Here is a 25,588-nt window from a genome sequence, read left to right on the forward strand (position 1 = left end):
TTACATAATTTAATGATAAACTGAAAAAGATCTATGCGACTGCTTATAACCGGTGTTTTGTTTTTTCTGGTCTCCTGCCATTCTCCAAAGCCTGTTAAGGTGGAAGCAGCTACCATGGATTCGGTTTATGAGAAAATTAAGACCCCGTATAAATACGGGGTGGTATTCAGACATCCGGATACTACAAAAATGATTGACAGTCCAACTATCTTTCAATGGGAGGGCAAGTGGTTTATGACCTATATCGTATTTGATGGGAGAGGCTATGAAACCTGGCTGGCTGAAAGCCCGGATCTTCTCAAGTGGTCCACCAGGGGACGATTACTTTCGTTTACAGATGCTGGTTGGGATGCCCAGCAGAAGGCGGGTTACCTGGGTTTGCTGGATATTAATTGGGACGGAACCTATTCTCCTCAGTCCTATAAAGGAAATTATTGGATGTCTTATCTCGGAGGATCGGAGAAAGGTTATGAAGCTGGGCGGTTAGGTACCGGTATCGCCTATGCGAAAAATCCAACTGATCCAATCGAATGGACAAGGCTGGAAGAGCCTGTATTGGCAGCTTCGGATAAAGATGCCCGTTGGTATGATAATGGAACAATATTTAAATCCACGATTATTGAAGATCCTGAACAGCTCCGGGGTTATCCCTTTCTGATGTTTTACAATGCAGCAGGCGATACCGCAAACTATGAAAGTATAGCCATGGCGGGTTCTAAAGATTTGAAAAGCTGGACCCGATTAGGAAAGGATCCAATCATCACAAAAAAAATAAAGGGAAGTATCTGTGGAGATGCACAATTGAGTAAGATGGGAAACCTATACGTACTATTTTATTTTGGTGCATTCTGGCCCGACAGGCCTGGCGCATTTGAACGTTTTGCCAGTTCCTATGACCTAAAGAATTGGACCGAATGGGAAGGTGGCAGCCTGGTGGAGTCTTCGGAACCTTACGATGAAACCTATGCTCACAAACCCATGGTGATTAACTGGAAGGGAACAGTGTATCATTTTTACAATGCAGTTGGGAAGGAGGGGCGAGTGATCGCACTGGCCACTTCAAAACCGTTAAAATTGTAGGCAAACATGTCAATACTTAAATACCTGAGCTGTATTCTGGCGGGATATCTTTTTGTAATAGCAGGATACGCTACACCCATACGAATTGCCTGCGTTGGTAATAGTATAACCTACGGTTCCGGAGTCGTGAACAGGGAGAAAAATAGTTATCCAGCTCAGCTCCAATCCATGCTTGGTGCAGACTATATTGTCCGGAATTTTGGCCTGGGTGGAACTACCCTGTTAAAAAATGGCAATAAACCGTATTGGTCAAGTGCGCAAATTCAGCAATCACTGGAGTTTCAACCGGATATTGTTTTCATCAAATTGGGAACAAATGACAGTAAGTCGGTCAACCGGCCTTTTTTAAAAGAACTTAATAAAGACCTGCACGCACTGATTAAACAATACCAGGATTTAGCATCGCATCCACGAATAGTATTGCTGCTTCCCCTGCCTTCCTTTTCTTCGGATAGTATGGGTATTTATGATCCGGTGATTGTACAGCAAATACATCCGGGAATTCAACAGGTAGCTTTGGAATCGGGCGTTGAGCTGGTTGATTTTTATCAGTTGTTCATCGATCAGCCCAACTTACTACCGGACAAAATTCATCCGAATTCATTAGGGGCAACGGTACTGGCGAAACGATTGTATGAGGTGGTGAAATTCAAAGAAGAGGAAACTCCGGATTGGAAGCAATTCTCTTTTCTTACTGCAACTCCCTCGAATTTCTATGGCTACAGCCAGTTGAACGGGGTGTTTAAAGGCAGAAACATCCATGTAGTGGTGCCTAAGAAAACTGCTATCGGTCGACCCTGGGTCTGGAGAGCACGGTTTTGGGGGCATGAACCCCAACTTGACCGGGCACTGCTGGAAAGAGGATTTCATATCGTTTATTGTGATGTGGCTGAATTATTTGGAAATGCCAGAGCGATCAGCATCTGGAATGATTTTTATACCGCCCTGCAAAAAATGGGAATGGCTCCCAAAGCAGTGCTGGAAGCGATGAGCAGGGGAGGCGTTTATGCCTACAATTGGGCATTACAGAACCAGGAAAAAGTGGCCTGTATTTATGCGGATGCGCCAGTACTCGATCTGAAAAGCTGGCCCGGAGGTTTGGGAAAAGGACCCGGGAACAAATCGGATTGGGAGCTTTTCAAGAAAGCGTATAATCTAACGGAAACCAATGCCCGAAAGTTTGCCCAATCGCCACTGGATAGGGCGGAACAGATTGCGTCCTTACGAATTCCTTTGATTCATGTGGTTGGCGAGCAAGACGAGCTTGTGCCACTAGATGAAAATACGGCACCATTTGAAGAACGGATTCGGGCTGCGGGAGGGCATATTTCCGTAATTCGAAAACCGGGCATCAGGCATCATCCTCATAGCTTGCCAAACCCAACTCCCATATTAAATTTTATTCTTCGGGCCACGGGGAATAAAATCAATTTTGCTTCCCTATCTGCGCCTGGCAGTGAGTTCCGTTCTGCTGCCGGATGGAAAGAGGGAACTGATTGGTGGAAGCAACACGAGGATATTGATTCTATGCTGAAAGCTGGAGCAGGCGCAGATATTGTATTGCTTGGCAATTCCATAACCCAGGGAATTGGAGGCAATCGCCCGAATGTGACCCATAAGCCTGGTAGACCTGCTTTTGATTCTCTGTTTACCCGTTATCGTTGGATGTCTGCAGGAATCAGCGGAGACCGGACCCAGCATATCTTGTGGCGTTTGCAGAACAGTGGATTTATTCAAGCCAATCCAAAGTTGATTGTACTGACTATTGGGGTAAATAATATGCCCGATGACAGTCCGGAAGAAATTGTTGCTGGTATTAAAGCCTGCTACAACTGGATTCAGACCAACTTACCCAATACCCGGTTGATCCTGATCGGGCCTTTGCCGGCAGGAATGGAAAAAAATGAGTTCAGGCGACAGCAATATGAAAGCATTCATCTCCTGCTGGAAAACCAACCTATGGAGGGGATTCGCTATCTGCCGCTACATCAAATTTTCTTTACCAGTACAGGAGAACTGGATACGCGGTTTTATTCCAGGGATGGAGTTCATTTGGTGGAAGGCGGTTATGCTCAATGGGCTAAAGCGCTATTTCCTGTGATTCAGGAAGAATTAAGCAACGGCAACTAATTAACGTAATGTACCAAATACCTGGGTCCAGTATTTATTCTGCATACCGGCACCCACATACTTAAACCGTCCATTCATAATGTTTTTACAATGACCTTCACTGTTGAGCCAGCTATTCATGACAGCTGCTTCATTGGATTGTCCGCGTGCGATGTTTTCGCCGTAAGCACTCCAGTTAAAACCCTGGGCGGTTATACGGTCGCCAGGGCTACGGCCATCCTGGCTGGTGTGGGAGAAATAGTTTTTTGAATTCATATCCACCGAATGCAGGTAGCCAGCTTTTGCCAACTTATCATTCCATTCCAGTTTTCCAACGGGGGGCATAACGGTACTGCCGCAATTGCATCCCTTGCTGCGAACATCATTTATCAATTGCAGCATCGTGTTTTTATTTACATTATAAACGATGGAAGTGCTGCCGGTGGATGTGCCTGGAGTGGACATTGATTCATCCGTGGTATTATCTGTTGGTGGCTCCGATTCTTTCTGGCAGGCGACCAATGCAAATAAAGAAGCAATAACCAATAGCTTTTTCATAGTGGACAGCTTGATACTTAATCGGTTTATCACTTACAATTAGTATGCCTGTGCTGTATAAACATGCTAAAATTTCGATAATTGGGAATTTTATTAATACTATATCCTAGTGATTGATTGAATTATTTGGGTATTTAGTGAATGTACAAGGGTGATTTCTTTAGTTTATTTGTTTTTAATAAAAGATAAGCAATTAAGGAGCATGAAGTTCGTTTGGATCAAAAAATATATTAAATGATCCGGGTATTGTTCTTTTTTTCTTTTTTGATTTTAGGTAGTTACTCTTATTCTCAAAAACAGCAGGTAACCTGGGGCGAAGAATTTAAATTAAAGAAAGGGTCTGGTGATATTAATGTTTTATTTAGTGATGAAACAGGTGTATATGTAGAGGAAGAGCACATTACAATGGGTACTTATTTTGTTGTTGGATATACTGTGCGGGAATCGGCTACACTGGTGAAACTGGATCACCGCTTACAGGAGGTTTACAGATCTGATTTTAATCAGGAGCTAAAGGGAAAGAATTTTGAAAATTTTTTACCAATTCAGGATAAACTGTGGATTATTGCATCGGAATACAATCGTGGTCTCCAGGAATTAATTATTCATATTGGAGAAATCAATAAAAAATCCGGACATATGATGGGTGCCTGGAAAACATTGGCTTCTCTCCCCAAAGCAGACAAAAAAGACCAGATTAAATTCAGATTGTTTCCAAATGCAGATAGTTCAAAACTTATTTTAATCAGTACCTCTACCGGAAAGGAAAAGAATACGTTTCAGATTCAGGAATTTGACGCTAAAATGAAACCTAGCTCAAAAGTTGCCACTATTTCAAATGAATTTGAATCCAAAACCTATCAGCTGGAAGATGTAATGTATACGAAGGATAAACGAATTATATTGGTAGGAAGGGTATTTACATTCGAGACAGGAAAAAAGAAAAAATCAAAGTTTCTTGATTTTGTCAATTACAATATCCGATTGTATGACGAAAAAGGAAAACAGACCGGGGAAATCAATACTAATATAAATGGCAAATGGATAGCTTCCACGAAGCTGATGCTTGGGAAAAATGATGAACTACTGCTTGCCAGCTTCTATAGCAAGGAAAAGAAAGGGAAAACAAATGGCTTATTGGTCCAGCGAATAGATCCGCTTTCTGGAAATGTAATCAGTTCTGCTGAGAAAGAAATAAATCATTCTATGGTAATGAAAGAATCAGGTGAGAATGAAGAGGTTGATGAGGATGAAAGCAAAGCAGAACGAAAAGAAAGGGAGCGAATGGCAAAATTGGAGAATGATGAGGAAGGATTTTCTTCATTTATGAAATTCAGGGATATATTTTATACTCAGGATAAAGGATTGGTGATCATGGCTGAAAACTATCGGTTTACTATTTATGAAAGCTCGCATTATTATAGCGGTACCTCTACCACCCCATCACAAAGAACCAACACCGTAATTCATTTGTACGAATGTGGAGAAGTAGTTGCATGCAAATTAGATTCTGCGAACCAGATTAGCTGGTTACAGGTTTTGCCAAAAGCACAAAAAGAATATATTAGTGAATCCCAGATTTCCTCTGGTGGTGGTCCTGGTTTAAGTGTCTATTTTTCTAATTTCTTTTTTCCTGATGGCCGCCCCTATTATGCAGGCTTTATGGCAACGCAAAAAAACGATCAAATCCTTTTATACTTTAATGATCATCATCAAAATGCAAATGTGACAAATGCTAATCAATCGGTAAGTAAAATAACAAAATATGCCAAGTCAGATTGCTATTTGGTAAAACTGGATATTGCTACTGGTACGATGAAACGAAATTTATTATTTTCTAATGATAATCAACCCACAGCCATGCCCAGAAAAGGGACGATTATTGGCAAAAACCTCTATATGGTAGGAAAGACAGATCGGATGATTGGCAAAACAAAAATCGCAATTGGAAAAATTACCTCAAAATAAGCAAGAAACCCGCTGAAAAGCGGGTTTCTTGTTAAATAGATTTTGTGAACCGGATTGGATTCGAACCAATGACCTACTGCTTAGAAGGCAGTTGCTCTATCCAGCTGAGCTACCGGTCCCTCGGGGCGCAAAGATAATGGAAAGCGGTTTTCAGGAAAAAAAATGTTCTATATTTGTATAAGCGCTTATATAAATTTAAACTACGATCGCTTGAGCTTCTATCAACAAACCGGTGTACTCTTCTTTGGCAGCCGTTTGCGACGGATCAGTGAATCATTCCTCGCTGATGTGAATGCAGTGTATAAAAAACACCAGATCCACTTCGATGCTGCGTGGTTTCCGGTATTTTATATGCTATCGCAAAAGGAAAGTCTCACTATCCGCGATATTTCCGAAGAGCTGGAAGTGTCTCACTCTGCTGCCAGCCAACTGATCAGTAAACTACAGGAAAAGGGACTTATTAAAACCAATGCCGACAAAGAAGATGGCCGGAAAAAAGTGGTGAGTTTCACACCCAAAGGGCAAAAACTGCTGAAGCAGGTGGAACCCGTATGGACGGCCCTGCAAACTGCGATGGAAGAACTGTTGCAGCAAGCTGAGTATACTGCCCACCTCATGGAGGCTATTTCACAAACTGAAACAGCCCTCCGGGAGCAATCTATTTTTAACCGAATCGAAAAACATCTGGCATGAATAAACGCTTTCAATATGGAGTCGACCACCTGACCATTGCTATCGCTATGGGGATTGCCAACGGACAGATACAGGGGTACCTGGGACCGGAATCCATGCAGAAAATTCAGGCCAGCGCAGCCGCTGTTAATCAAATCGTTCAGGAGGGGCGCACTGTGTATGGGGTTAATACAGGTTTCGGCATCCTGGCCAATACGTCCATTTCAGAAGAAGACACCCGCACCCTGCAGTATAAAATTTTACAAAGTCACAGTGTGGGGGTAGGCAATCCCATCGCTCCGGAAATTGCCAAACTCATGCTGATCACCAAAGTACATGCCCTGGCTAAAGGTTTTTCCGGTGTGCAGCTACCAACCCTGGAACGACTCTGCTGGATGATTGATAACGATATTATTCCCATTGTACCGGAAAAAGGTAGCGTTGGTGCCAGTGGCGACCTTGCCCCCTTATCCCATCTTTGCCTGCCGCTTATCGGATTGGGTGAACTAACTGTGAGGGGTAAACGCCGAACTGCTGCGGATGTGCTGATTGAATATAACCTGGAACCGGTTCAGCTGGGACCAAAAGAAGGTCTGGCACTAATTAATGGCACCCAGTTTATTCTGGCCCATGCTGTAAAAGCAGTAGAACGATTTCAAAACAGCCTCGATGCCGCTGATATTATTGGTGCCATGAGTCTTGAATCACTTACCGGTACAAAAGCACCTTTTGAAGCAGCCCTTCATAAGTTGAGGCCCTTTGCAGGAAATCAGTATGTAGCGCATCGCCTACGCTTGTTGTTAAAGGATTCTGACATTATGGATAGCCATATTGATTGCGGTCGGGTGCAGGATCCTTATTCCCTGCGTTGTATGCCCCAGGTGCATGGAGCCTCCCGCAATGCCTGGCTGCACCTGAAAGAATTGACGGAAATTGAACTGAATGCCGTAACGGATAACCCCATCGTGCTGGATGCCAACCATACCATCAGTGGTGGTAATTTCCACGGACAACCGCTTGCACTTCCCCTGGATTACAACTGCTTTGCTGCTGCGGAAATTGGTAATATGTCAGATCGCAGGTGTTATCTGTTGCTGGAAGGGAAATGGGGTTTACCTATGTTGTTGATGAACAACGTGGGACTGAACAGCGGCTTTATGATTCCTCAATACACCACTGCCGCCCTTGTTACGGAAAACAAAACCCTCTGTTTTCCGGCCAGTGCCGACAGTATTCCCACTTCACTGGGACAGGAAGACCATGTGAGCATGGGTAGCATCAGCGGTCGCAAGCTCAACCAGGTGATCGATAACCTGGAAACGATTCTGTCCATTGAACTCATGAGTGCCTGCCAGGCAATAGAATTCCGCAGGCCGCTGAAAAGCAGTCCGGTTCTGGAGTTTGCGCATGATTATGTACGTGAGTATGTAAGTTTTGCCTCAGAAGACCGGATTTTCGCCCGCGATATTCAACGTATAAATGAACTGATCCGGAATCAGTCGTTTGTAAAAGAAGTTCATCGGTTTGCAGAAAGCAGGGGTGTATCAATGACCGAAGGTTTCCCATCTTTCAACATTTAAAACGTTCCATTATGTCTATAGCTGCTCCAAAACGTTGTAAAGGCTGGCTCCAGGAAGCCGCCCTGCTGATGTTACTCAATAACCTGCATCCGGATGTTGCCGAACGCCCTGAAGAGCTGATTGTTTATGGAGGCCGTGGCAAAGCAGCCCGTAACCAGGAAGCACTGGACCTTATCATCAAAGCACTGGAACACCTGGAAAACGATGAATCTCTGCTAATCCAGAGCGGCAAGCCGGTTGCGATCCTGCAAACGCATGAAGATGCTTCCCGGGTATTGATATCCAACTCCCAACTGGTACCTAACTGGGCCACCTGGGAACATTTTGATGAACTTGAAAAAAAGGGCCTCATGATGTATGGCCAGATGACGGCGGGTTCCTGGATTTATATCGGTTCACAGGGGATCGTTCAGGGCACTTATGAAACCTATGCCGCGGTGGCAGCCAAACATTTTGGAGGGAGTTTGAAAGGAACCCTTAACGTTACCGCCGGATTAGGTGGTATGGGAGGTGCACAACCGCTCGCTATTACTATGAATGAAGGTGTGGCTCTGATTGCAGAAGTGGAAGAATGGCGGATAGATAAGCGCCTGGAGACCCGTTATCTGGATTATAAAATAAAGGACCTGGATGCAGCCATCGACCGGGCCCTGGAAGCAAAGGCAAAAGGAGAAGCCCTTTCCATTGGTGTTCATGCCAATGCTGTTGATCTTCTTGCAAGATTACTTGAACGTAATGTAGTGCCAGATACGTTGACAGATCAAACTTCGGCGCATGATCCATTGATTGGTTATATTCCGCATACTATTTCATTGGCCGAAGCCAATCAGCTTCGTCAATCCAACCCCGATGCCTACCTGAAGTTATCCTATGCCAGCATGCACCAGCATGTGGCTTATATGCTGGATTTACAAAAACATGGTGCCATCACCTTTGACTATGGCAATAATATCCGTGCCAGGGCAAAAGAAGATGGGCTGGAAAATGCATTTGATTTCCCGGGATTTGTTCCTGCCTATATCAGGCCCCTTTTCTGTGAAGGAAAAGGACCATTCCGCTGGGCTGCACTAAGTGGAGATCCGGCTGATATTGCAGTAACCGACCAGGTTATAGCGGATATGTTCCCGGAAAACGAATCATTACAGCGCTGGTTGAAACTGGCCAAAGAACGAATCGCTTTTCAGGGACTTCCGGCACGCATTTGCTGGCTGGGACAGGGAGAAAGGGAGAAAGCCGGACTTGCTTTCAATGAATTAGTTAGAACCGGAAAAGTAAAAGCTCCGATCGTGATTGGTCGTGATCACCTTGATACCGGTTCGGTAGCAAGCCCCAATCGTGAAACCGAAGCCATGCTGGATGGCTCCGATGCAGTGGCCGATTGGCCGATTCTGAATGCGCTCCTGAATACCGCAGGTGGAGCTTCCTGGGTCAGCCTGCACCATGGTGGTGGAGTAGGGATGGGGTATAGCATCCATGCGGGTATGGTAATTGTGGCGGATGGTACGGATGCTGCTGAGCGAAGACTGGCCCGTGTATTACGGAATGATCCAGGCATTGGTGTCATCCGGCATGCCGATGCGGGTTATGATATCGCCAAAGATGTGGCCCGAAAGCACCGGCTCGACCTGAAAGAAAAGCTTGCTATCTTCACGCCTTCCAAATCCTCGAAATGATTCAGACCATTAATGATTTTCAACGTGTCTTTTTTATAGGTGTAGCCGGTACAGGCATGAGTGCCATCGCGCAATACCTAAAGGGTATAGGTAAAGAAGTAGCGGGTTCCGATCGGTATTTCAAACCCGGTGAAAACAATGAAACCCGCACCCGTCTGGAAGCCGAAGGCATTCTCTGTTTTGAACAGGATGGCTCCGGAATTCTTCCTACCACTGACCTGGTGGTGGTTTCCACAGCAGTAGAGGACACCGTTGCTGAAGTGATCAAGGCAAAATCACTGGATATTCCGATTATTCGTCGCAGTGAATTACTGGCAATAATCGCAAAAAGTAAAAAAACCATTGCCGTTGGTGGCACTTCCGGTAAGTCGACAACCAGTGCCATGTTGTTTGATATCCTGCAATATGCGGGTCTCGAACCTAGTATCATAAGTGGCGCCGGCCTGGTTAGCATCATACGGGAAGGAAAGATCGGGAATGCAAAAGTCGGTAAAGGCGATTGGCTGGTAATCGAAGCGGATGAAAGTGATGGCTCCATTGTGCAATATTATCCATCCATAGGGCTGCTCTTAAACGTAGACAAAGACCATAAAGAAATTGAATCCCTGCTGGACATCTTTGCTACGTTTAAACGTAACAGTGAGTTGTTTGTAGTGAATCAGTCGCACCCATTGGCTGCTCCCTTATCAAAGGATCTCAGCCTGGATTTCAGTTGGGATGCTGAGCGGACTGCCGGCTACATGGCACGTGATTTCAAACAGGAGGGACTCAGCATATCCTTCACAATCAACAATACTCCCTTTCAATTAAAGTTGGTTGGAAGACACAATATGGAGAATGCACTGGCTGCTGCTACGGTTGCAGCACATGTTGGTGTGGACCTGACAAAAGCTGCGGAAGCACTGGAACAATATGAAGGAATTTACAGGCGTAACCAGGTATTGGGACAAAAAAACGGCGTGTGGCTGATGGACGATTATGCACATAACCCTGCTAAATGTGCGGCAAGTATCCGATCCTGCCAACCACTTGCGGATAAAGTCGTAGCCTGGTTCCAGCCTCATGGGTATGGCCCCACTCGTTTTCTGCGTGCAGATTTTGTAAAAGAAATTGCAGAAGCACTGCGTCCACAGGATGAGATTTGGATGAGTGAGATCTTTTATGCTGGAGGAACTGCTACCAAAGATATTACAGCGAATGACCTAATCAATGATATCCGGCAACTGGGTAAAGCAGCTTTTTTTGTGGAAAACAGAAATGATTTTGTGCATACTGTACGGTCACACTTAACCGAAAATACGGTTCTGTTGTTAATGGGCGCTCGTGATCCCAGTCTCGAATATTTTGCTCAGCAGGTTTGGAATGAATTATAAAATGCGAATACTGTTTCGTCATATCAAGTCATTAGTGGGCATTGGTCAACCGGAAGCGCCGCTACGGGGTGATGAACTTGCCATGCTTCCATCCCTTGAAAATGCCTGGTTGCTTATTGAAGACGAATACATTCATAGTTACGGTAAGGAAGTAGAGCAGGCACCTCCGGCAGCGGATCGGATACTTAATTGCTCCAATCGGTTTATCCTGCCTTCGTTTTGTGATTCGCATACGCACCTGGTGTTTGCCGGTAGCCGGGAAGCTGAATTTGTAGATAAAATCAATGGAAAAACCTATGCTGAGATAGCCGCAAAAGGTGGCGGAATTCATGCATCCGCAGGCAAGTTGGCAGCCATGCCGGAAGAACAGCTGTTTCGGGAGTCGATGATAAAACTGGATAAAATCGCAGCAGCCGGAACAGGGGCAATTGAAATTAAAAGCGGATATGGGTTAACGGTAGATGCTGAATTAAAAATGCTTCGGGTCATCAAACAATTGAAAGTTCATCACCGCCTGCCAATAAAAGCGACTTTTCTTGGAGCTCATGCAATTCCTCCGGAGTTCAAAGAGGATCGTGAAGCTTATATCCGGTTACTCATTAACGATATATTGCCAGTGATCCGTGAGGAAAAGCTGGCAGATTATGTGGATGTTTTCTGTGAGAAAGGATTTTTCACACCGGAAGAAACCATCCGGATTTGCGAAGCAGGTAAAAGCATCGGACTTATTCCCAAGATACATGCCAACCAGTTAAACGTTTCAGGAGGGGTACAGGCAGGTATCCAAGTAGGAGCCCTGTCAGTGGATCATCTGGAATCAATGGATGAAGAAGCGATAACAGCTTTGGCTGCTTCTTCAACGATTGGTACCCTTCTGCCCGGTGCAGCCTATTTTCTCCGGATGCCCTATCCTCCGGCGCGTGAATTGCTGAATGCCGGTGCAGCCCTAGCCCTTGCCTCAGATTATAACCCGGGCTCATCACCTTCCTTCAATATGCAGCAGGTTTTCTCAATGGCCTGTATCCAGCTTCGCATGTTGCCCGAAGAAGCATTGCAGGCAACTACCATCAATGGCGCATTTGCCATGCAAATGGAAAAGCAAGCCGGCTCAATTTACCCTGGAAAATGGGCGAATCTGTTGCTCACCCGAACCATACCTTCCCTTGCATATTTGCCCTATGCTTTTGGTGAATCCTGCATCGACCAGGTTTATCTGAAAGGCAGCCCGATAAAATAATACCATCTCCATTCTGTATATTACAATATGGAATCCATTCAATCCGAATTATTATTGATCGTTCTGTGTTGTGTGGTTGTGGTATCATACCTTTTTTCAATAGGTAGCCGCTATATAAGAGTACCATCTGTACTTTTATTATTGTTGGCTGGTATGGGTATCCGACTGATTGCAGAGGCCTATGAATATGAATTAAATGTACCTCTTCTGGTAGTGGAATCTTTGGGAGTGGTGGGACTTATCATGATCGTACTTGAAGCAGGTCTGGATCTGGAACTTAAATCCTCGCGAATCAAACTAATTCGCGATTCTTTTCTTTCGGCTTTGATTATACTTCTCTTATCTACCTCACTTATAAGTTATATATTATACGAATACCTTCAACAACCTCTTTTGAACTGTATCGTATATGCAATACCGTTATCTATTATCAGCAGTTCCATTGTGTTACCCAGCCTGCATGCCCTGACAGAAGAAAAAAAGGATTTCCTCGTATATGAAGCCTCCTTTTCGGATATCCTGGGTATCATGTTGTTCAATTATTTCGCATCTCCGGAGATCTTTTCCCTAAAATCAATTGGTGTTTTCTCAGGGAACCTGCTGCTTAGTATTCTCTTATCCGGACTGGTATCCATCCTGCTTTTGTTCATTATGACCCGCACCAAACTGTCCATAAAATTTTTCCTGGTTTTCTCACTTTTAGTATTGATCTACGCGGGGGGGAAAATGTTGCACCTGCCTTCGCTGATAATTATCCTTGCATTTGGTCTTATGATCAACAACTGGCACCTGTTTAAATCAGTTCCCTGGATCCAGCAACAGTTTCCTCAGGAACAGGTGAATAATTTAAACCAGTTACTTCATTCCATTACGGCTGAGTCCTCCTTTTTAATACGTACTTTCTTTTTCATCCTGTTTGGTTTTTCCATTGACTTCAATATGATGCTGCAGAACGAAGTAATGCAGGTAGGAGGGGTAATCGTTCTTAGTCTCTTTGCCGTCCGCTTTCTGTATTTCCGCTTTTTTCTCAAGACCAATGTATTCCCGGAAGTTTTTTTCATTCCGCGTGGACTCATAACAATTGTACTATTTTATAAGATTCCCCAGGAAATGAAACTTGCCAATTTCAATGAAGGGATACTTTTTTTTATTATTCTGGTTACTGGAGCGATTATGACCCTGGGTATGCTGTTTTACAAGAAAAAACCATCAGAATTGGTGGAAGAACCGGCTTTTTCAGATCGAACTGACATTTTTTAACCATGCTGCCATATGAATCATTTTAAATTTTATAACAAGGAAGATATCCTATATCTGACTCGCCTTCGAAGATTTGAAACCAAATTGGGGGAACGTTTGCAGGTAATAACGCATCCCGATCAGTTTGAAGAAAAATTACATAAATGCCAGGCGAATTATATTCTGTTCGGCATACCGGAAGATATTGGTGTAAAGGCTAATTATGGCAAAGGTGGAACGGATTCCGCCTGGCTTCCTTTTCTCAGCAGTCTGCTGAATATGCAGAGTAATGATTTTCTATCGGGGGAAGAGATTCTTCTGTTGGGACATTTTGATTTTGGTGATCTTCAATACCTCATAGAAAATCATGCCCGTTCAGAAGAAGAAAAAATTGAAGCATACCGGCATGCCGTAAACCAGATTGATGAGGAAGTGGAGCAACTTGCTAAACAAATCACTGCAGCCGGAAAAATCCCGATTGCAATAGGGGGTGGTCACAACAATGCTTACCCGCTGATCAAAGGAGCAGCCAAAGGCCTGCTGAAATCTGGTCGCCTTCCGCTTGCCCAGATCAATGCCATCAACCTGGATGCACATACCGATTTTCGTCCCGCTGAAGGCCGTCATTCCGGCAACGGTTTTCGTTATGCAGAGGAAGATGGCTATCTACAGAAATACTGCGTGATTGGAGTAAAAGAAGCTTATATACAACAGAATGTATGGTTGGATTTTGTCAACAATCCTTTCCTTGATCTGATTACATACGAAGATATTTTCCTGCAGGAAAAACGAAATTTCTTGCAGGCAGTGGCGCATGCAACCAACTTCCTGGACGAAAATTATTGCGGCATTGAACTCGACCTCGATGTAATTGAAGAAACACTTTCCAGTGCCTGCTCTGCCTCTGGTATTACCGTATTGCAAGCCAGGAAATACATTCAGTTTACGGCACAGGATCTTAAACCGGCCTATCTTCACATCTGCGAGGGCGCTGCCCAATTGAGCGATGGAAGAAAAAATGATACCATTGGACAATTAATCGCCTACCTGGTTTCAGATTTTATAAAAGCAAGGCTGGACCTGAAAGCAATCTAGAACATTTGCCGGGAGAACCTGAAACCCAGATTTACGTAGTTACGTATAAACCGCGACTGATCACCATACATAAGGCTGAACTCAAGTGGACCAATCGGTGAATCTATCCCTAACGTAAAAGCATAACCGCTTAACAGGCGGTTCGTTTGTGCCTCAATAGGTTGTTTCAGAAAACTGGTGTACATCAGGTTGAAGGTTAGAGCGGTATAAACCGCGCCCGTAATCTGGTAACGCCAGTTGGCAGCCCCTTTTATCAAACTGTTGGTAGTAAGAGCGGCGTCCTGAATACCGGCAAAACTTACCTGGTTGCGCATAATGGGTTTCATTCCACCCACCAGGAAGTCGTGGAATAAAAATTGCGAAGCATTGAAATTGCCCGCTGCTTCACCTTGCAGTGTTAAATACGATCTTTTGCGAATCGGTATTACTTTTTGAACCTGGAAACGGAGTCGGGCAAAACTTCCGAAAGACAAACCGATGGAATCAATATTAAGTATTGGCTCACCTGCCACATAAAAAATAGCATTGGGTTGTTGTGCAAAAATAATGGAAGGCTCAAAAAGGGTATAGGTGCCTCTCCTTGGAAGAAAAAGCCGGTCGTGTGAATTGTATTCATATCGGAGATACCCTTGCAAATAACGAATTCTGCCTTCAACCGTTTGCAGGGCTTCTGTCAGTGGTTTAAAGGAGGCTCTTTCCCAATGAATTCCGAGGGCATATGACTGTCTTCTTTTATAGGCAAGTTGTAGGCGGGTATCAATCGAAGTACTCAACTCTCTACCAAGCCCGCTTGCTTTATAATTGTTGTAGGTGGGAAATTCCTGTCGCTCAAAGTAATACTCCGATATCCAGGCCAATGGCACTTTAGGTGTGCCAAATACCTGGCTGTGTTCAGCCCGAAAACGGAAATTTTCCGAAATAGCAGCCCCGATCGAGGTTCGGCTTTGTTTGCCCAGGTAATCGCGAAAACTCAGGTTCACGATCAGGCTCATATCGCTTAAGGTGTTGAAATGAACAGCCAGTTTCGCAGTAACAGGAGCATTTTCTTCCGCAATTAAATGCATATCCGCTACACCTTCTTCTCCTTCAACAGGTTCCAGTTGGTAATACAGGCGATTGAAGTAGCGGGTCCCATATGCCTGCCTGATGGCATCTTCCATTTCTTTCACCGTATATGCAGAACCTTCTTTCAGTCCCAGCATCCTTCGTAAAAAGGGTTTAGTAATATAGCGCAGGCTATCGTTGATTATGTGACGGATGGTGACTTTTTCTCGTACCAGAGGGAATTCCACTTTTGCAGGCGGACCATAAATTGCATTCAGGCTATCAGCCAGTTTTTTAAAATAGGGATAATGCAGGTCTCCCATCAGCAAACCTATGGCAAGGATACTGTCGCTCGAGTTAAAGCTCCCTGCTGTATAGTTGGATACCGGGTGTTCAATATAATAATCTGTCAAGGCCACTTCCTGCTTACTCAGATTTGCTTCTTTAAAGAAGGCAATCTGCATCAGGATCTGAACGGGGGAAGTGATTTTTTCTGCTGATAACAGTCCACTGCTTACGCTGCTACCGATTACGATTTCCGCACCCATATTCCGCACATCACTAACCGGGAAATTGCGGATCAGTCCGCCATCCACCAGCTTTTTACCTCCTAGTTCTACTGAAGTAAATACGGAAGGAATGGCCATGCTGGAACGAACGGCAGATATCAGATCGCCCCGATCAAGCACAACCGCATCTCCAGTTTCCAGATCCGTTGCGATACATTTAAAGGGGCGCTTAAACTGGTTGAAATCTTTGACCCCATAAACCGGATTGTAGAGTTCATTGAATTTTAGCCAGAGTTCTTCCGCTTCCAATACACCGGATGGAATACGGAACCTGCCATTTTCCATGGGTAGTTCCAGCGCGTACCGTCCATACTCATTTTTTTCTTCCATGATAAAAGCCTGCAGAGAGGAGCGGTTGCTGAGCAACACATTCCAATCCATGTTGCGGGCAATTTGTAAGATGGAATCACCGGAATATCCGATAGCATACAAACTTCCCACAATGGCTCCCATTGAAGTGCCGGTTACATAATCAATCTGTAAGCCTGCTGAATCTATTGCTTTAAGAATACCAATATGCGCCAGTCCTTTTGCTCCACCGCCACTGAGTGTGAGCCCGATTTTTGGTCGCTGCTTGCCTGTTTGAGCCTGCAGGTTATAGTAAGGAGTAAATAGGAGATGAAGGATAATCCCGAAGATCCACCATGGTTTCATACACCATGAAGTTAGTCCATTTCCGTTTCCATCGAAAGGATCTTTTCAAACAAAGTTTCATACTCCTGGTTCAGCAGTTCTAATGCCTCGCCGTTTTTTTTGTATGCCGATTCCGCTGCTGCGAATTTCTGTTTATCCGAATACGTAGACGGATCTGCCAGCGCTGCTTCCAGTTTGACTTTTTCTTCTTTCAGTCGGGCGATCTTTTCCTCCACCTGGTTAAACTGTCGCTGTACTTTCTGTAATTCCTTCTTCTGCTCACGATTTAAAACCGGTGCAGCAGGTTTGATTTCGCTTATCTGCTGAACAACCGGAGCCGCCACTACCTTCACTTCTTTCTGCTCCCGCTGTATTGCCATGCGTTCTTTCCAGTCTACCCATTCAGCATAGGTTCCTTTAAATTCCTTGATCTGGTGATCTTCGATTTCCCAGATCTTATTCGCCGCTTTGGAAATAAAATAACGATCGTGACTTACCAGGATTAAACTCCCTTCATATTTATTTAACGACTCAACCAGCAATTCCACAGAATGCATATCCAGGTGGTTGGTCGGTTCATCAAGCATCAGGAAATTGGCTTTGCTCACAATGGTTTTAGCCAACGCTACCCTGGCTTTTTCACCTCCACTGAGTACCCTGATTTTTTTATCGGTGTCATCACCACTGAATAAAAAGCATCCCAGCAGTGTGCGTAATTCCTGTTCGGTTTTCTGACTGCCACAGGTTTTCATTTCCTCCAGCAGTGTATTGTTGATATCCAGTGCTTCCAACTGGTGCTGGGCATAAAACGCTTCTTCCACATTGTGCCCCCACTTGCGTTCGCCATCAAATTTTTCAATGCCTGCGATGATTCGCAACAGGGTTGATTTTCCCTTTCCGTTGGCACCAATTAATGCAATTTTGTCGCCCCGTTCAATTTCAGCAGAACTGTTTTCAACAATAATATTATTGCCGTATTTTTTTGTGACATTTTTGAGTTCTACCAGGATTTTACCCGGAGTTTTATCAATTCTGAAATTGATCTTGATATTGGGTCGTTCAATTTCTACCTCCTCAATCCGATCCAACTTATCCAGTCGCTTCATTGCACTCTGGGCCTGTGCAGCCTTGGTAGCTTTAGCACGGAAACGTTCAATGAATCGTTCCTGCTGGCGGATGTATTCCTGCTGGTTTTCAAATGCCCTTTGCTGTAATTCCACCCGAAGGGCCTTTTCAGTTTCGTAGAATTCGTAGTTGCCGGAATAAATATGCAATTGCCGCTGGTACACTTCCACGATTTTGGTGACCATACGATTGAGGAAAAACTTATCGTGACTTACAATTACCACAGAACCCTTATAATGCAACAAATATTTTTCCAGCCATTCAATAGAAGGGAGGTCAAGGTGGTTGGTCGGCTCGTCAAGTAATAATAAATCCGGTTGTTGCAGGATCATCTTCGCCAGTAGAACCCGCATCCGCCATCCTCCGCTGAATTCCTGGTAGGGCCGGGCCAGGTCTTCCTGTGAAAAGCCTAGTCCGTGCAATACTTCTTCTGTCCGATGGTGAATATCATATCCACCCAGGGTTTCGAGTTCGTGCAGTTTATCGGAATACAGGTGAAGCGTTTTTTCATCCCCGGTTCTTTCCAGCTCTTTGCCTAATTCTTCAATTTCCTTTTCCAGTTGCTGAACCCGTTCAAAAGCAGTCAGGGCCACTTCCAGGATGGATTGCGTGGTTTCAAAACTGAGCAGATCCTGGTGCAGGTAACCAATAGTGGTACCCCTGCTTCTTTCTACAGTTCCGGCAGAAGGCTGGTATTCACCAACAATGAGCTTGAGCAGGGTGGACTTACCGGTGCCATTGTAACCGATCAGGCCAATTCGCTCATTGGGCTGGATATGCCAGGTAGCTTCGGATACAATGACCCGCGCACCAAATTCAAACGTAACATTCTGTAATCCTACTAACATGGGCCGCAAAGTTAAAATAATTGCCGCTTTCCGGTGTAAAATATGAACCATGTATCTAGGTTTTTGTTGAACAGCAGGTAGTTTTACAATCATGAACCGATTTATCCTCTGTTTTTTCCTGACCATTGCCGGTTTCGGCACCATCCGCGCCCAACAAAAGTTCACGCTTAGCGGTTATGTTAAAGATGCTCTTTCCGGTGAAAACCTGATTGGAGCCACCATCGCCATTAATGGTCAGGGCAAAGGCGTTAACAGCAATGCCTACGGTTTTTTTTCCATTACTCTTGCAGCCGGAACTTACCAGGTAAGTATTTCCTACACCGGTTATGAAACCCAAACCAGCAGCCTGCAACTTGATAAGGATGTTAATCTGTCAATCAATTTATCTCCCAGGATCGTTGCAAGTGAAGAAGTAATCGTGTATGCCAAGCGGAAAGATGGGAATGTGCGAGACGCACAAATGGGTAAAGTGGACCTAAGTATTAGTCAGATCAAATCCCTGCCAGCCATTTTTGGGGAAGTGGATGTACTCAAAACCCTCCAGTTGCTGCCGGGTGTAAGAAATGCCGGCGAAGGCAACGCCGGTTTTTATGTAAGGGGAGGAGGACCCGATCAAAACCTGGTGCTGCTGGATGATGCAGTAGTCTACAATTCAGGTCATTTGTTCGGATTCTTTTCCATCTTCAATTCGGATGCCATTAAAAATGTCAGTTTGATCAAAGGAGGAATGCCGGCACAGTACGGAGGCAGACTCTCTTCTGTGCTGGACATCACCATGAAAGACGGCAACATGAAAAAAATGGAGATAGAAGGAGGAATTGGAGCCATTGCATCCAGGATAAATATCCAGGGACCCATTAAAAAGGACAAAGCCTCTTTTATCATTTCTGCCCGCAGAACTTATATTGACGCATTGGTAAAACCTTTTGTCAAAAGAGAAAGTGCTTTTTATGGATCAGGCTATTATTTCTATGACCTGAACACCAAGGTGAATTATAAGTTTTCTGATAAAGACCGGATCTTCCTGAGTGGTTATTTTGGCAGGGATGTATTCACTTTCAACAATACCCAGCGTTCCTTCAGAGCTAATATCCCCTGGGGAAATGCAACGGCAACCCTTCGATGGAACCATCTTTTTCATAGAAAATTATTCTCCAATACCACACTCGTATTCAACGATTATAATTTCGCCTTCAATGGCACGCAGAACAACCTGACATTTAATGTGCAGTCGGGTATTCGTGATCTCTCCGCCAAATTCGATATGGATTATTATCCCGGATCTCAACACAAATTGAAATTTGGAGCACAATACACGCATCATACATTTAAACCGAACCTGGTTTCAGGACGATCTGATTCTATTGATTTTACTCCGAACAATGCGCAGCGCAAATTTGCTAGAGAGTCGGCTATCTATATCCAGGACGACTGGGATCTTACGGATCAGTTTCGTATCAGCGCCGGACTACGTTACAGTAATTTCACACAGGTTGGTGCTTATACTCGTTACCAGCGAGACGAAAATGGAAATAAAATAGACAGTGTTCAATATGGTAGAGGAGATCGGGTCCAGAATTACGGAGGCCTGGAACCCCGGCTCACCATGCGTTATAGTATCAATGATGCCAGTTCCGTAAAAGCATCGGTCTCCAGGAATTACCAGTACATACACCTGGTTACTAATGCAGGAAACACACTGCCTACTGATCTCTGGGTACCGAGTACGCTTTTTGTGCGACCACAATTAAGCTGGCAATATGCTGCAGGTTATTTTCGAAACTTTAAGAACAATACGTACGAAACCTCGGTAGAAGTCTACTACAAGCAGATGGAAAACCAGATCGAATATCGGGAGGGCTATACCCCTTCGCTGGCAGATCCGGAAGAAGAATTTGTTTTTGGAGATGGCTGGAGTTATGGAGCAGAATTCTTTGTTCGCAAAAACACCGGCAGAATGACCGGATGGCTGGGTTATACACTTAGCTGGACGTACAGGAAATTTCCTGATTTGAATGATGGCCTTAAGTATCCTGCACGTTACGACAGACGGCATGATCTTTCTGCCGTTGCCTCCTATGAGCTCAATAAAAAATGGAAATTGTCAGCCGTATTTGTGTATGGAACAGGTAACGCCACAACTTTGCCAGAACGATTTTACCTCGTAAACGGGGTACTAACACAGGAGTTTAGCAGAATTAATCAGTATCGTTTACCAGCTTACCATAGATTGGATTTTTCAGCTACCTATACCCCAATTCCTAAAAAGCCTCGCCGCATCAAAGGACATTGGGTATTCAGTATTTACAATGTTTACAGTCGCCTAAATCCTTATTTCCTTTATTTCGATCAGACAGGTTCTGCGCTTGATGGCACACTGAAAGTAGATGCCCGACAGGTAAGTCTGTTCCCGATCATACCCAGTGTTACCTGGAATTTTAAATTGTAATGGGGAAAATTGTTCCGGTTTTCAACCTGCTTAACCGGGCATGATTTTTTTGAGGGACTGCTTAGTATGAAACCCAAGCCTTCCCTTTCCATTCTTTTTCAATACAGTTTACTGGTGTTTGTTACCGGTGGATTACTGGCGATTTTCGTATGGCAGTTCAATTTTTTTCTACTGATCTTTTCCAGCATTTTACTGTCCATATTATTTCATGCTATTTCTGTATGGATTGAAAAAAAGCTGAAACTTCGATATAGTTGGGCACTGGTTATCACACTTGTTTCTATTGCACTTGTACTAACCGGATTTTTTCTGATTGCCGGGCCTTCTGTATCCAAACAACTGGATGAAATTTCTTCGACCCTTCCAAAATCGATCGATCAGCTTAAAAAGGCGATTCAATCGCATCCGGTTGGAAAAAAACTCATCAAAGAATTGCCTAAAGACCCGGGTAAAGCAGTTACTGAAAACAAGGATTTGCTGACCAAAGCCGCTTCTTATGTAGGTTCTTTTCTTGGCGTTTTAGGAAATATGCTGATTGTTCTAATTGCAGCAATCTTCCAGGCTGCATCACCAACAAACTATTTTAATGGATTGGTTCGCCTGTTTCCTGACAATAAAAAAAAGGCTGTCAGCAACCTGATTCGTAAAGTGTATCAAACTCTGGCAACCTGGCTGGCTGCCAAATTCGCATCCATGCTGGTGGTGGGACTTGCTACCGGTATCGGGCTGGCTCTATTGGGAGTACCACTGGCTTTTATTCTTGCATTGATCGCTGCAGGATGTACATTCATTCCGTATATCGGTCCATACCTGGCACTCGTTCCTGCCGTTCTGGTGGGGTTGCTTGAAAGCCAGCAAATGGCTCTCTATATTGTTATTCTGTATTTCTCGATCCAGATTATTGAGAGCTATTTTATTACTCCTATGATTGAGAAGAAAATGGTTGAATTGCCTCCTGCCCTGGCATTGTTCTGGCAGGTATTGATGGGAATTCTGGCTGGTGCAATTGGGTTGTTACTGGCAAGCCCGATGCTCGCTGCTTTGTTAATCATTATTCAGGAAACTTATATCCGTAAAATAGAGCACGCTTCGAACCGTAGAGAGAAAGAAGAAGCAGCCGTGTAGCGACTGCTTCTCTTTTTCATTCATCAAACCACATGCGTGGGAGTAAATCCATCCTGTGTGGGAGAAGGGGTAAAGTCCTCCACGATCAACTCATCTACTGTTTTTTGTCCTTTCTTTTTATTCTTTGCTTTTTCCAGCCAGCCATCAAATATGGCGTAGATCACCGGTACAATAACAAGGGTAAGGAACAGGGAGCTTACCAATCCGCCAATGATTACCCAGGCCAGGCCGTTTTTCCATTCCGCACCAGGGCCCGATGCAATTGCAATAGGTAACATGCCAAATACCATCGCGATGGTAGTCATAAGGATCGGACGTAATCTCGCATGGTTGGCCTGCACCAGGGCCTGGAAAGTAGATTCGCCTTCGGCTTTCCGGTGATTCGCAAAATCTACAATCATGATGGCGTTCTTCGCTACCAATCCAATTAACATGATGATACCCAAAATGGTAAAGATGTTTAATGAATTGTTGGTCAGACCTAATGCGAGGAAAGCTCCAATAAAGGACAGGGGTACAGAGAACAATACCACAAATGGATATACAAAACTATCATACAGGCTCACCATCACCAGGTATACCAGCAGAATAGCAGCAAGAAGGGCAATACCCAGTGTGCCGAATCCTTCACTTTGGTTTTCCATGTCACCACCCCAGAGGTAGTTCACACCCGTAGGCTTACGCAGTTGAGAAAATGCCTGCTCCCATTCAGCCGCAATCGTACCAGTAGGGCGCCCAACACTTTGTCCCTGTACGGTTACAGAGGGGCTCTTATCCCTTCTTTCCAACTGGCTTGGTCCGGATGTTTCCCGTACGGTTGCAAACTGGGATAGTTTAACCGTCTGTCCCATATTGTTCACAAACTCAAGATTACTTACATCCTGCATATTCGAACGGGAAAAACTGCCGTAACGGATATTAATATCATACTCATATTCTCCGGCACGAAACTTTCCATCAGTATTGCCGTTGAAGGCAGTTTGCATGGTCAGTCCCACCGTTTGCATATTCAATCCAAGCGCTGCCATCTTATCACGATCTACCTGAACATTGATCTCCGGGTTACCCGATTCCACGGTTAATTTGGTTTCAGTTGCGCCTGGGATTTTTTTCAACAAAGCATGTGCTTCATTGGCAAAGGCCAGCGCACTGTCCAGATCCGATGCGGTTACCACCAATGCAAGTGGTGCCAGGTCTGCTGTACCCAACATGCCGATGGGTGTAGTTTTGATCTTGGCACCAACCAATACGTTTTCCAGTTCCCGTTTGATCTTCGCGGCATATACATAACTGTCATCCTTCCGAAGTTCCTTGGGTACCAGTTTAACTTTGATCTCTGATTTATATGCAGTGCTCTGGGATGCTCCCAGTCCTTCACTGGTTTGACCAACAGTAGTGATCAGGTCTACGATTTCAATTTTTTGTTGTAAGTATTTCTCTGCTTTTTGTGTCAGCTGATTGGTTTGTTCAATTGCTGCATCCTTGGGTAATTCAAGCTGCACCAGGAATTCCCCACGATCGCTTTTTGAAAAGAATTCAGAACCCACATATCCGGCGCCTACAATGTAGAAGGAAGAAAGGAACATCACCAATACCACTCCCAGGGTTATGCGCTTATGACGCAGGCTCCATGTCAGGATTCCACTGATCCAGTGGGTAAATCTGTCCAGTCCTTTTTCAAAACCAAGGATGATTCGTCCAAAGATTGTTTTACCTGTTAAGTGTTCCAGTTTACCGAAACGGGACGATAACCACGGAACAATTGTAAAGGAAGAGAGCAGTGATAAAAGGGTAGAAATAATTACGGTTACACAGAACTGTTTGATGATATTCGATACCAGTCCGGTACTCAGTGCAATCGGTAGGAATACCACCACAATTACAAGTGTAATGGCTGTAACAGTAAAGCCAATTTCCTTGGTTCCATCCATGGAGGCACGCACCCGGTTTTTACCCATCTCCATGTGGCGATAAATATTTTCCAGTACAACGATTGCATCATCCACGAGGATACCAACAACCAGTGAAAGACCAAGCAAACTCATCAGGTTCAGTGTGTAGTCAAACAGCGCCATGCCAATAAAGGTCGCGATCAGGGATGCCGGGATGGACACCATCACAATGACCGCATTCCGCAAGCTGTGCAGGAAGAATAACATTACGAAAGCAACCAGCACAACTGCCAGCAGGAGGTCATGCACAACTGAATCAGCCGCTTCCAATGTAAATACAGTGCTGTCATTCGCGATATTCAGTTTCAGTTCATTGGCACTGTAATCCTGTTCCAGTCGTTGGATCTGTTTCTGCACTTCTTCACTCACTGCCACGGCATTGGCATCCGATTGTTTGATAATTTGAATAGTGATGGCATTCTGCTGGTTTACCCTAGCGATTTTTTCCACCTCCTTTTGACTGTCCTGCACATCTGCTACATCACCAAGCCGAACCTGGATTCCATTGTTGGAAACAATCACCAGGTTGCGTAACTCTTCTACGGTTTTATATTTTCCGGCCAGTCGAACCAGTATACTTTGTTCCCTCGTTTGTACGTTACCGGTAGGAAAGTCGAGGTTGGAACTCAGAATGGCCTGCTGAACCTGGGGAACGGATAATCCGAAACCTTTAATCTTTTGTGGGTCAAGACTCACCTGGATCTCGCGTTCCTGTCCACCCACCAGGTTCACTTGCGCCACACCGTTAACCCTTGATAAAACCGGACTGATCCGTTTATCTACCAGGTCAAAGAACTGGGCTTCTTCCAGTTTGGCGGATGCTGCCAGGGTCATAATTGGCAGATCGCTCAATGAGAATTTATTCAGAGAAGGAGGGTCTACATCATCCGGTAGGTCTTTTAGTACTGCATTGATTTTGCGCTGTGCATCATTCAAAGCATAGTCGGCATCTGCTGTACTGTTAAGCGTAATCGTAACCAGAGATACATTCTCCAGTGATTTGGATTCCAGTTTTTTGATATTCTCCAAAGAGGCAACTGCGTCTTCAATTTTTTTAGTCACGGTATTTTCCACTTCACTGGGAGAGGCCCCGGGATAAATAGTGGAAACCGTGATCGCATTGGTCTCAAATTTCGGGATCAGCTCATAACCTAGTTGAGTATAGCTGAAGAGACCACCCAGGGTCAGGATCGTAAACAATACGATCACCAATGAGGGTCTTTTTATCGATAATTCTGCAATTTTCATGTTCCTTCTTT

General features: G+C 44.5%; 16 protein-coding genes and 1 tRNA gene. 12 read left to right on the forward strand and 5 right to left on the reverse strand.

Translation table 11 applies throughout. From position 1 onward, the window contains the following. Positions 1–33 precede the first annotated feature (33 nt). Positions 34–1,080, forward strand: coding sequence for a glycoside hydrolase family protein (locus MD536_RS03575; protein ID WP_239595881.1), 1,047 nt, complete (start codon positions 34–36; stop codon positions 1,078–1,080). A gap of 6 nt (positions 1,081–1,086) precedes the next feature. After that, entirely contained in the window at positions 1,087–3,210 is a 2,124-nt protein-coding gene (locus MD536_RS03580; RefSeq protein WP_239595884.1) for a GDSL-type esterase/lipase family protein, read from the forward strand. On the opposite strand, the gene MD536_RS03585 is transcribed toward MD536_RS03580, so the two are convergent. Then, positions 3,211–3,747, reverse strand: coding sequence for a CAP domain-containing protein (locus tag MD536_RS03585; RefSeq protein WP_239595885.1), 537 nt, complete (start codon positions 3,745–3,747; stop codon positions 3,211–3,213). Positions 3,748–3,981: 234 nt separating this feature from the next. On the opposite strand from MD536_RS03585, the gene MD536_RS03590 reads away from it, so the two are divergent. Further along, positions 3,982–5,715 carry a hypothetical protein gene (locus tag MD536_RS03590; protein WP_239595887.1) on the forward strand — a complete coding sequence of 578 codons (1,734 nt, stop codon included), beginning with the start codon at positions 3,982–3,984 and terminating at the stop codon, positions 5,713–5,715. A 45-nt stretch (positions 5,716–5,760) separates the two neighbouring features. Here the strand turns inward: MD536_RS03590 and MD536_RS03595 are convergent. Further along, positions 5,761–5,834, reverse strand: a tRNA-Arg gene (locus MD536_RS03595). A gap of 91 nt (positions 5,835–5,925) precedes the next feature. Between MD536_RS03595 and MD536_RS03600 the strand changes: the two genes are divergently transcribed. Genes MD536_RS03600 through MD536_RS03630 form a run of 7 tightly spaced genes read left to right on the forward strand, consistent with a single transcriptional unit; the run spans position 5,926 to position 14,584 of the window. Further along, the gene (locus tag MD536_RS03600; protein WP_239595889.1) at positions 5,926–6,408 is read left to right on the forward strand and encodes a MarR family winged helix-turn-helix transcriptional regulator; all 483 of its coding nucleotides are present in this window, start codon (positions 5,926–5,928) and stop codon (positions 6,406–6,408) included. Continuing rightward, positions 6,405–7,967 carry a histidine ammonia-lyase gene (gene hutH / locus MD536_RS03605; RefSeq protein WP_239595890.1) on the forward strand — a complete coding sequence of 521 codons (1,563 nt, stop codon included), beginning with the start codon at positions 6,405–6,407 and terminating at the stop codon, positions 7,965–7,967. Before MD536_RS03600 ends, hutH begins: the two co-directional genes overlap by 4 nt. Positions 7,968–7,978: 11 nt before the next feature. Further along, on the forward strand, positions 7,979–9,640 hold the full coding sequence (gene hutU, locus MD536_RS03610) for a urocanate hydratase (protein ID WP_239595891.1): 1,662 nt from the start codon (positions 7,979–7,981) through the stop codon (positions 9,638–9,640). After that, a complete protein-coding gene (locus MD536_RS03615) occupies positions 9,637–11,013 on the forward strand; it encodes a UDP-N-acetylmuramate--L-alanine ligase (RefSeq protein WP_239595893.1) in 1,377 nt (458 codons plus the stop codon). Before hutU ends, MD536_RS03615 begins: the two co-directional genes overlap by 4 nt. 1 nt (position 11,014) lies before the next feature. Next, positions 11,015–12,250, forward strand: coding sequence for an imidazolonepropionase (gene hutI, locus MD536_RS03620; protein WP_239595895.1), 1,236 nt, complete (start codon positions 11,015–11,017; stop codon positions 12,248–12,250). Positions 12,251–12,277: 27 nt separating this feature from the next. Beyond that, positions 12,278–13,510, forward strand: coding sequence for a cation:proton antiporter domain-containing protein (locus tag MD536_RS03625; protein WP_239595899.1), 1,233 nt, complete (start codon positions 12,278–12,280; stop codon positions 13,508–13,510). Between the two features lie 12 nt (positions 13,511–13,522). Further along, positions 13,523–14,584 carry a formimidoylglutamase gene (locus tag MD536_RS03630; protein WP_239595900.1) on the forward strand — a complete coding sequence of 354 codons (1,062 nt, stop codon included), beginning with the start codon at positions 13,523–13,525 and terminating at the stop codon, positions 14,582–14,584. Here the strand turns inward: MD536_RS03630 and MD536_RS03635 are convergent. Both MD536_RS03635 and MD536_RS03640 read right to left on the reverse strand, forming a co-directional pair. Beyond that, positions 14,581–16,851, reverse strand: a complete 2,271-nt coding sequence (locus MD536_RS03635) for a patatin-like phospholipase family protein (RefSeq protein WP_239595902.1) — start codon at positions 16,849–16,851, stop codon at positions 14,581–14,583. The genes MD536_RS03630 and MD536_RS03635 overlap by 4 nt on opposite strands. An 11-nt stretch (positions 16,852–16,862) precedes the next feature. Beyond that, a complete protein-coding gene (locus MD536_RS03640) occupies positions 16,863–18,803 on the reverse strand; it encodes an ABC-F family ATP-binding cassette domain-containing protein (RefSeq protein ID WP_239595905.1) in 1,941 nt (646 codons plus the stop codon). 91 nt (positions 18,804–18,894) lie between these two features. On the opposite strand from MD536_RS03640, the gene MD536_RS03645 reads away from it, so the two are divergent. Next, a complete protein-coding gene (locus MD536_RS03645) occupies positions 18,895–21,252 on the forward strand; it encodes a TonB-dependent receptor (RefSeq protein ID WP_239595907.1) in 2,358 nt (785 codons plus the stop codon). A 66-nt stretch (positions 21,253–21,318) separates the two neighbouring features. Beyond that, the gene (locus MD536_RS03650; RefSeq protein ID WP_239595909.1) at positions 21,319–22,377 is read left to right on the forward strand and encodes an AI-2E family transporter; all 1,059 of its coding nucleotides are present in this window, start codon (positions 21,319–21,321) and stop codon (positions 22,375–22,377) included. 23 nt (positions 22,378–22,400) lie between these two features. On the opposite strand, the gene MD536_RS03655 is transcribed toward MD536_RS03650, so the two are convergent. Then, on the reverse strand, positions 22,401–25,577 hold the full coding sequence (locus MD536_RS03655) for an efflux RND transporter permease subunit (RefSeq protein ID WP_239595910.1): 3,177 nt from the start codon (positions 25,575–25,577) through the stop codon (positions 22,401–22,403). Positions 25,578–25,588 lie beyond the last annotated feature (11 nt).

Origin of the sequence: Flavihumibacter cheonanensis, from assembly GCF_022352215.1 — a bacterium.
GTDB classification, from domain to species: Bacteria; Bacteroidota; Bacteroidia; order Chitinophagales; family Chitinophagaceae; genus Flavihumibacter; species Flavihumibacter cheonanensis.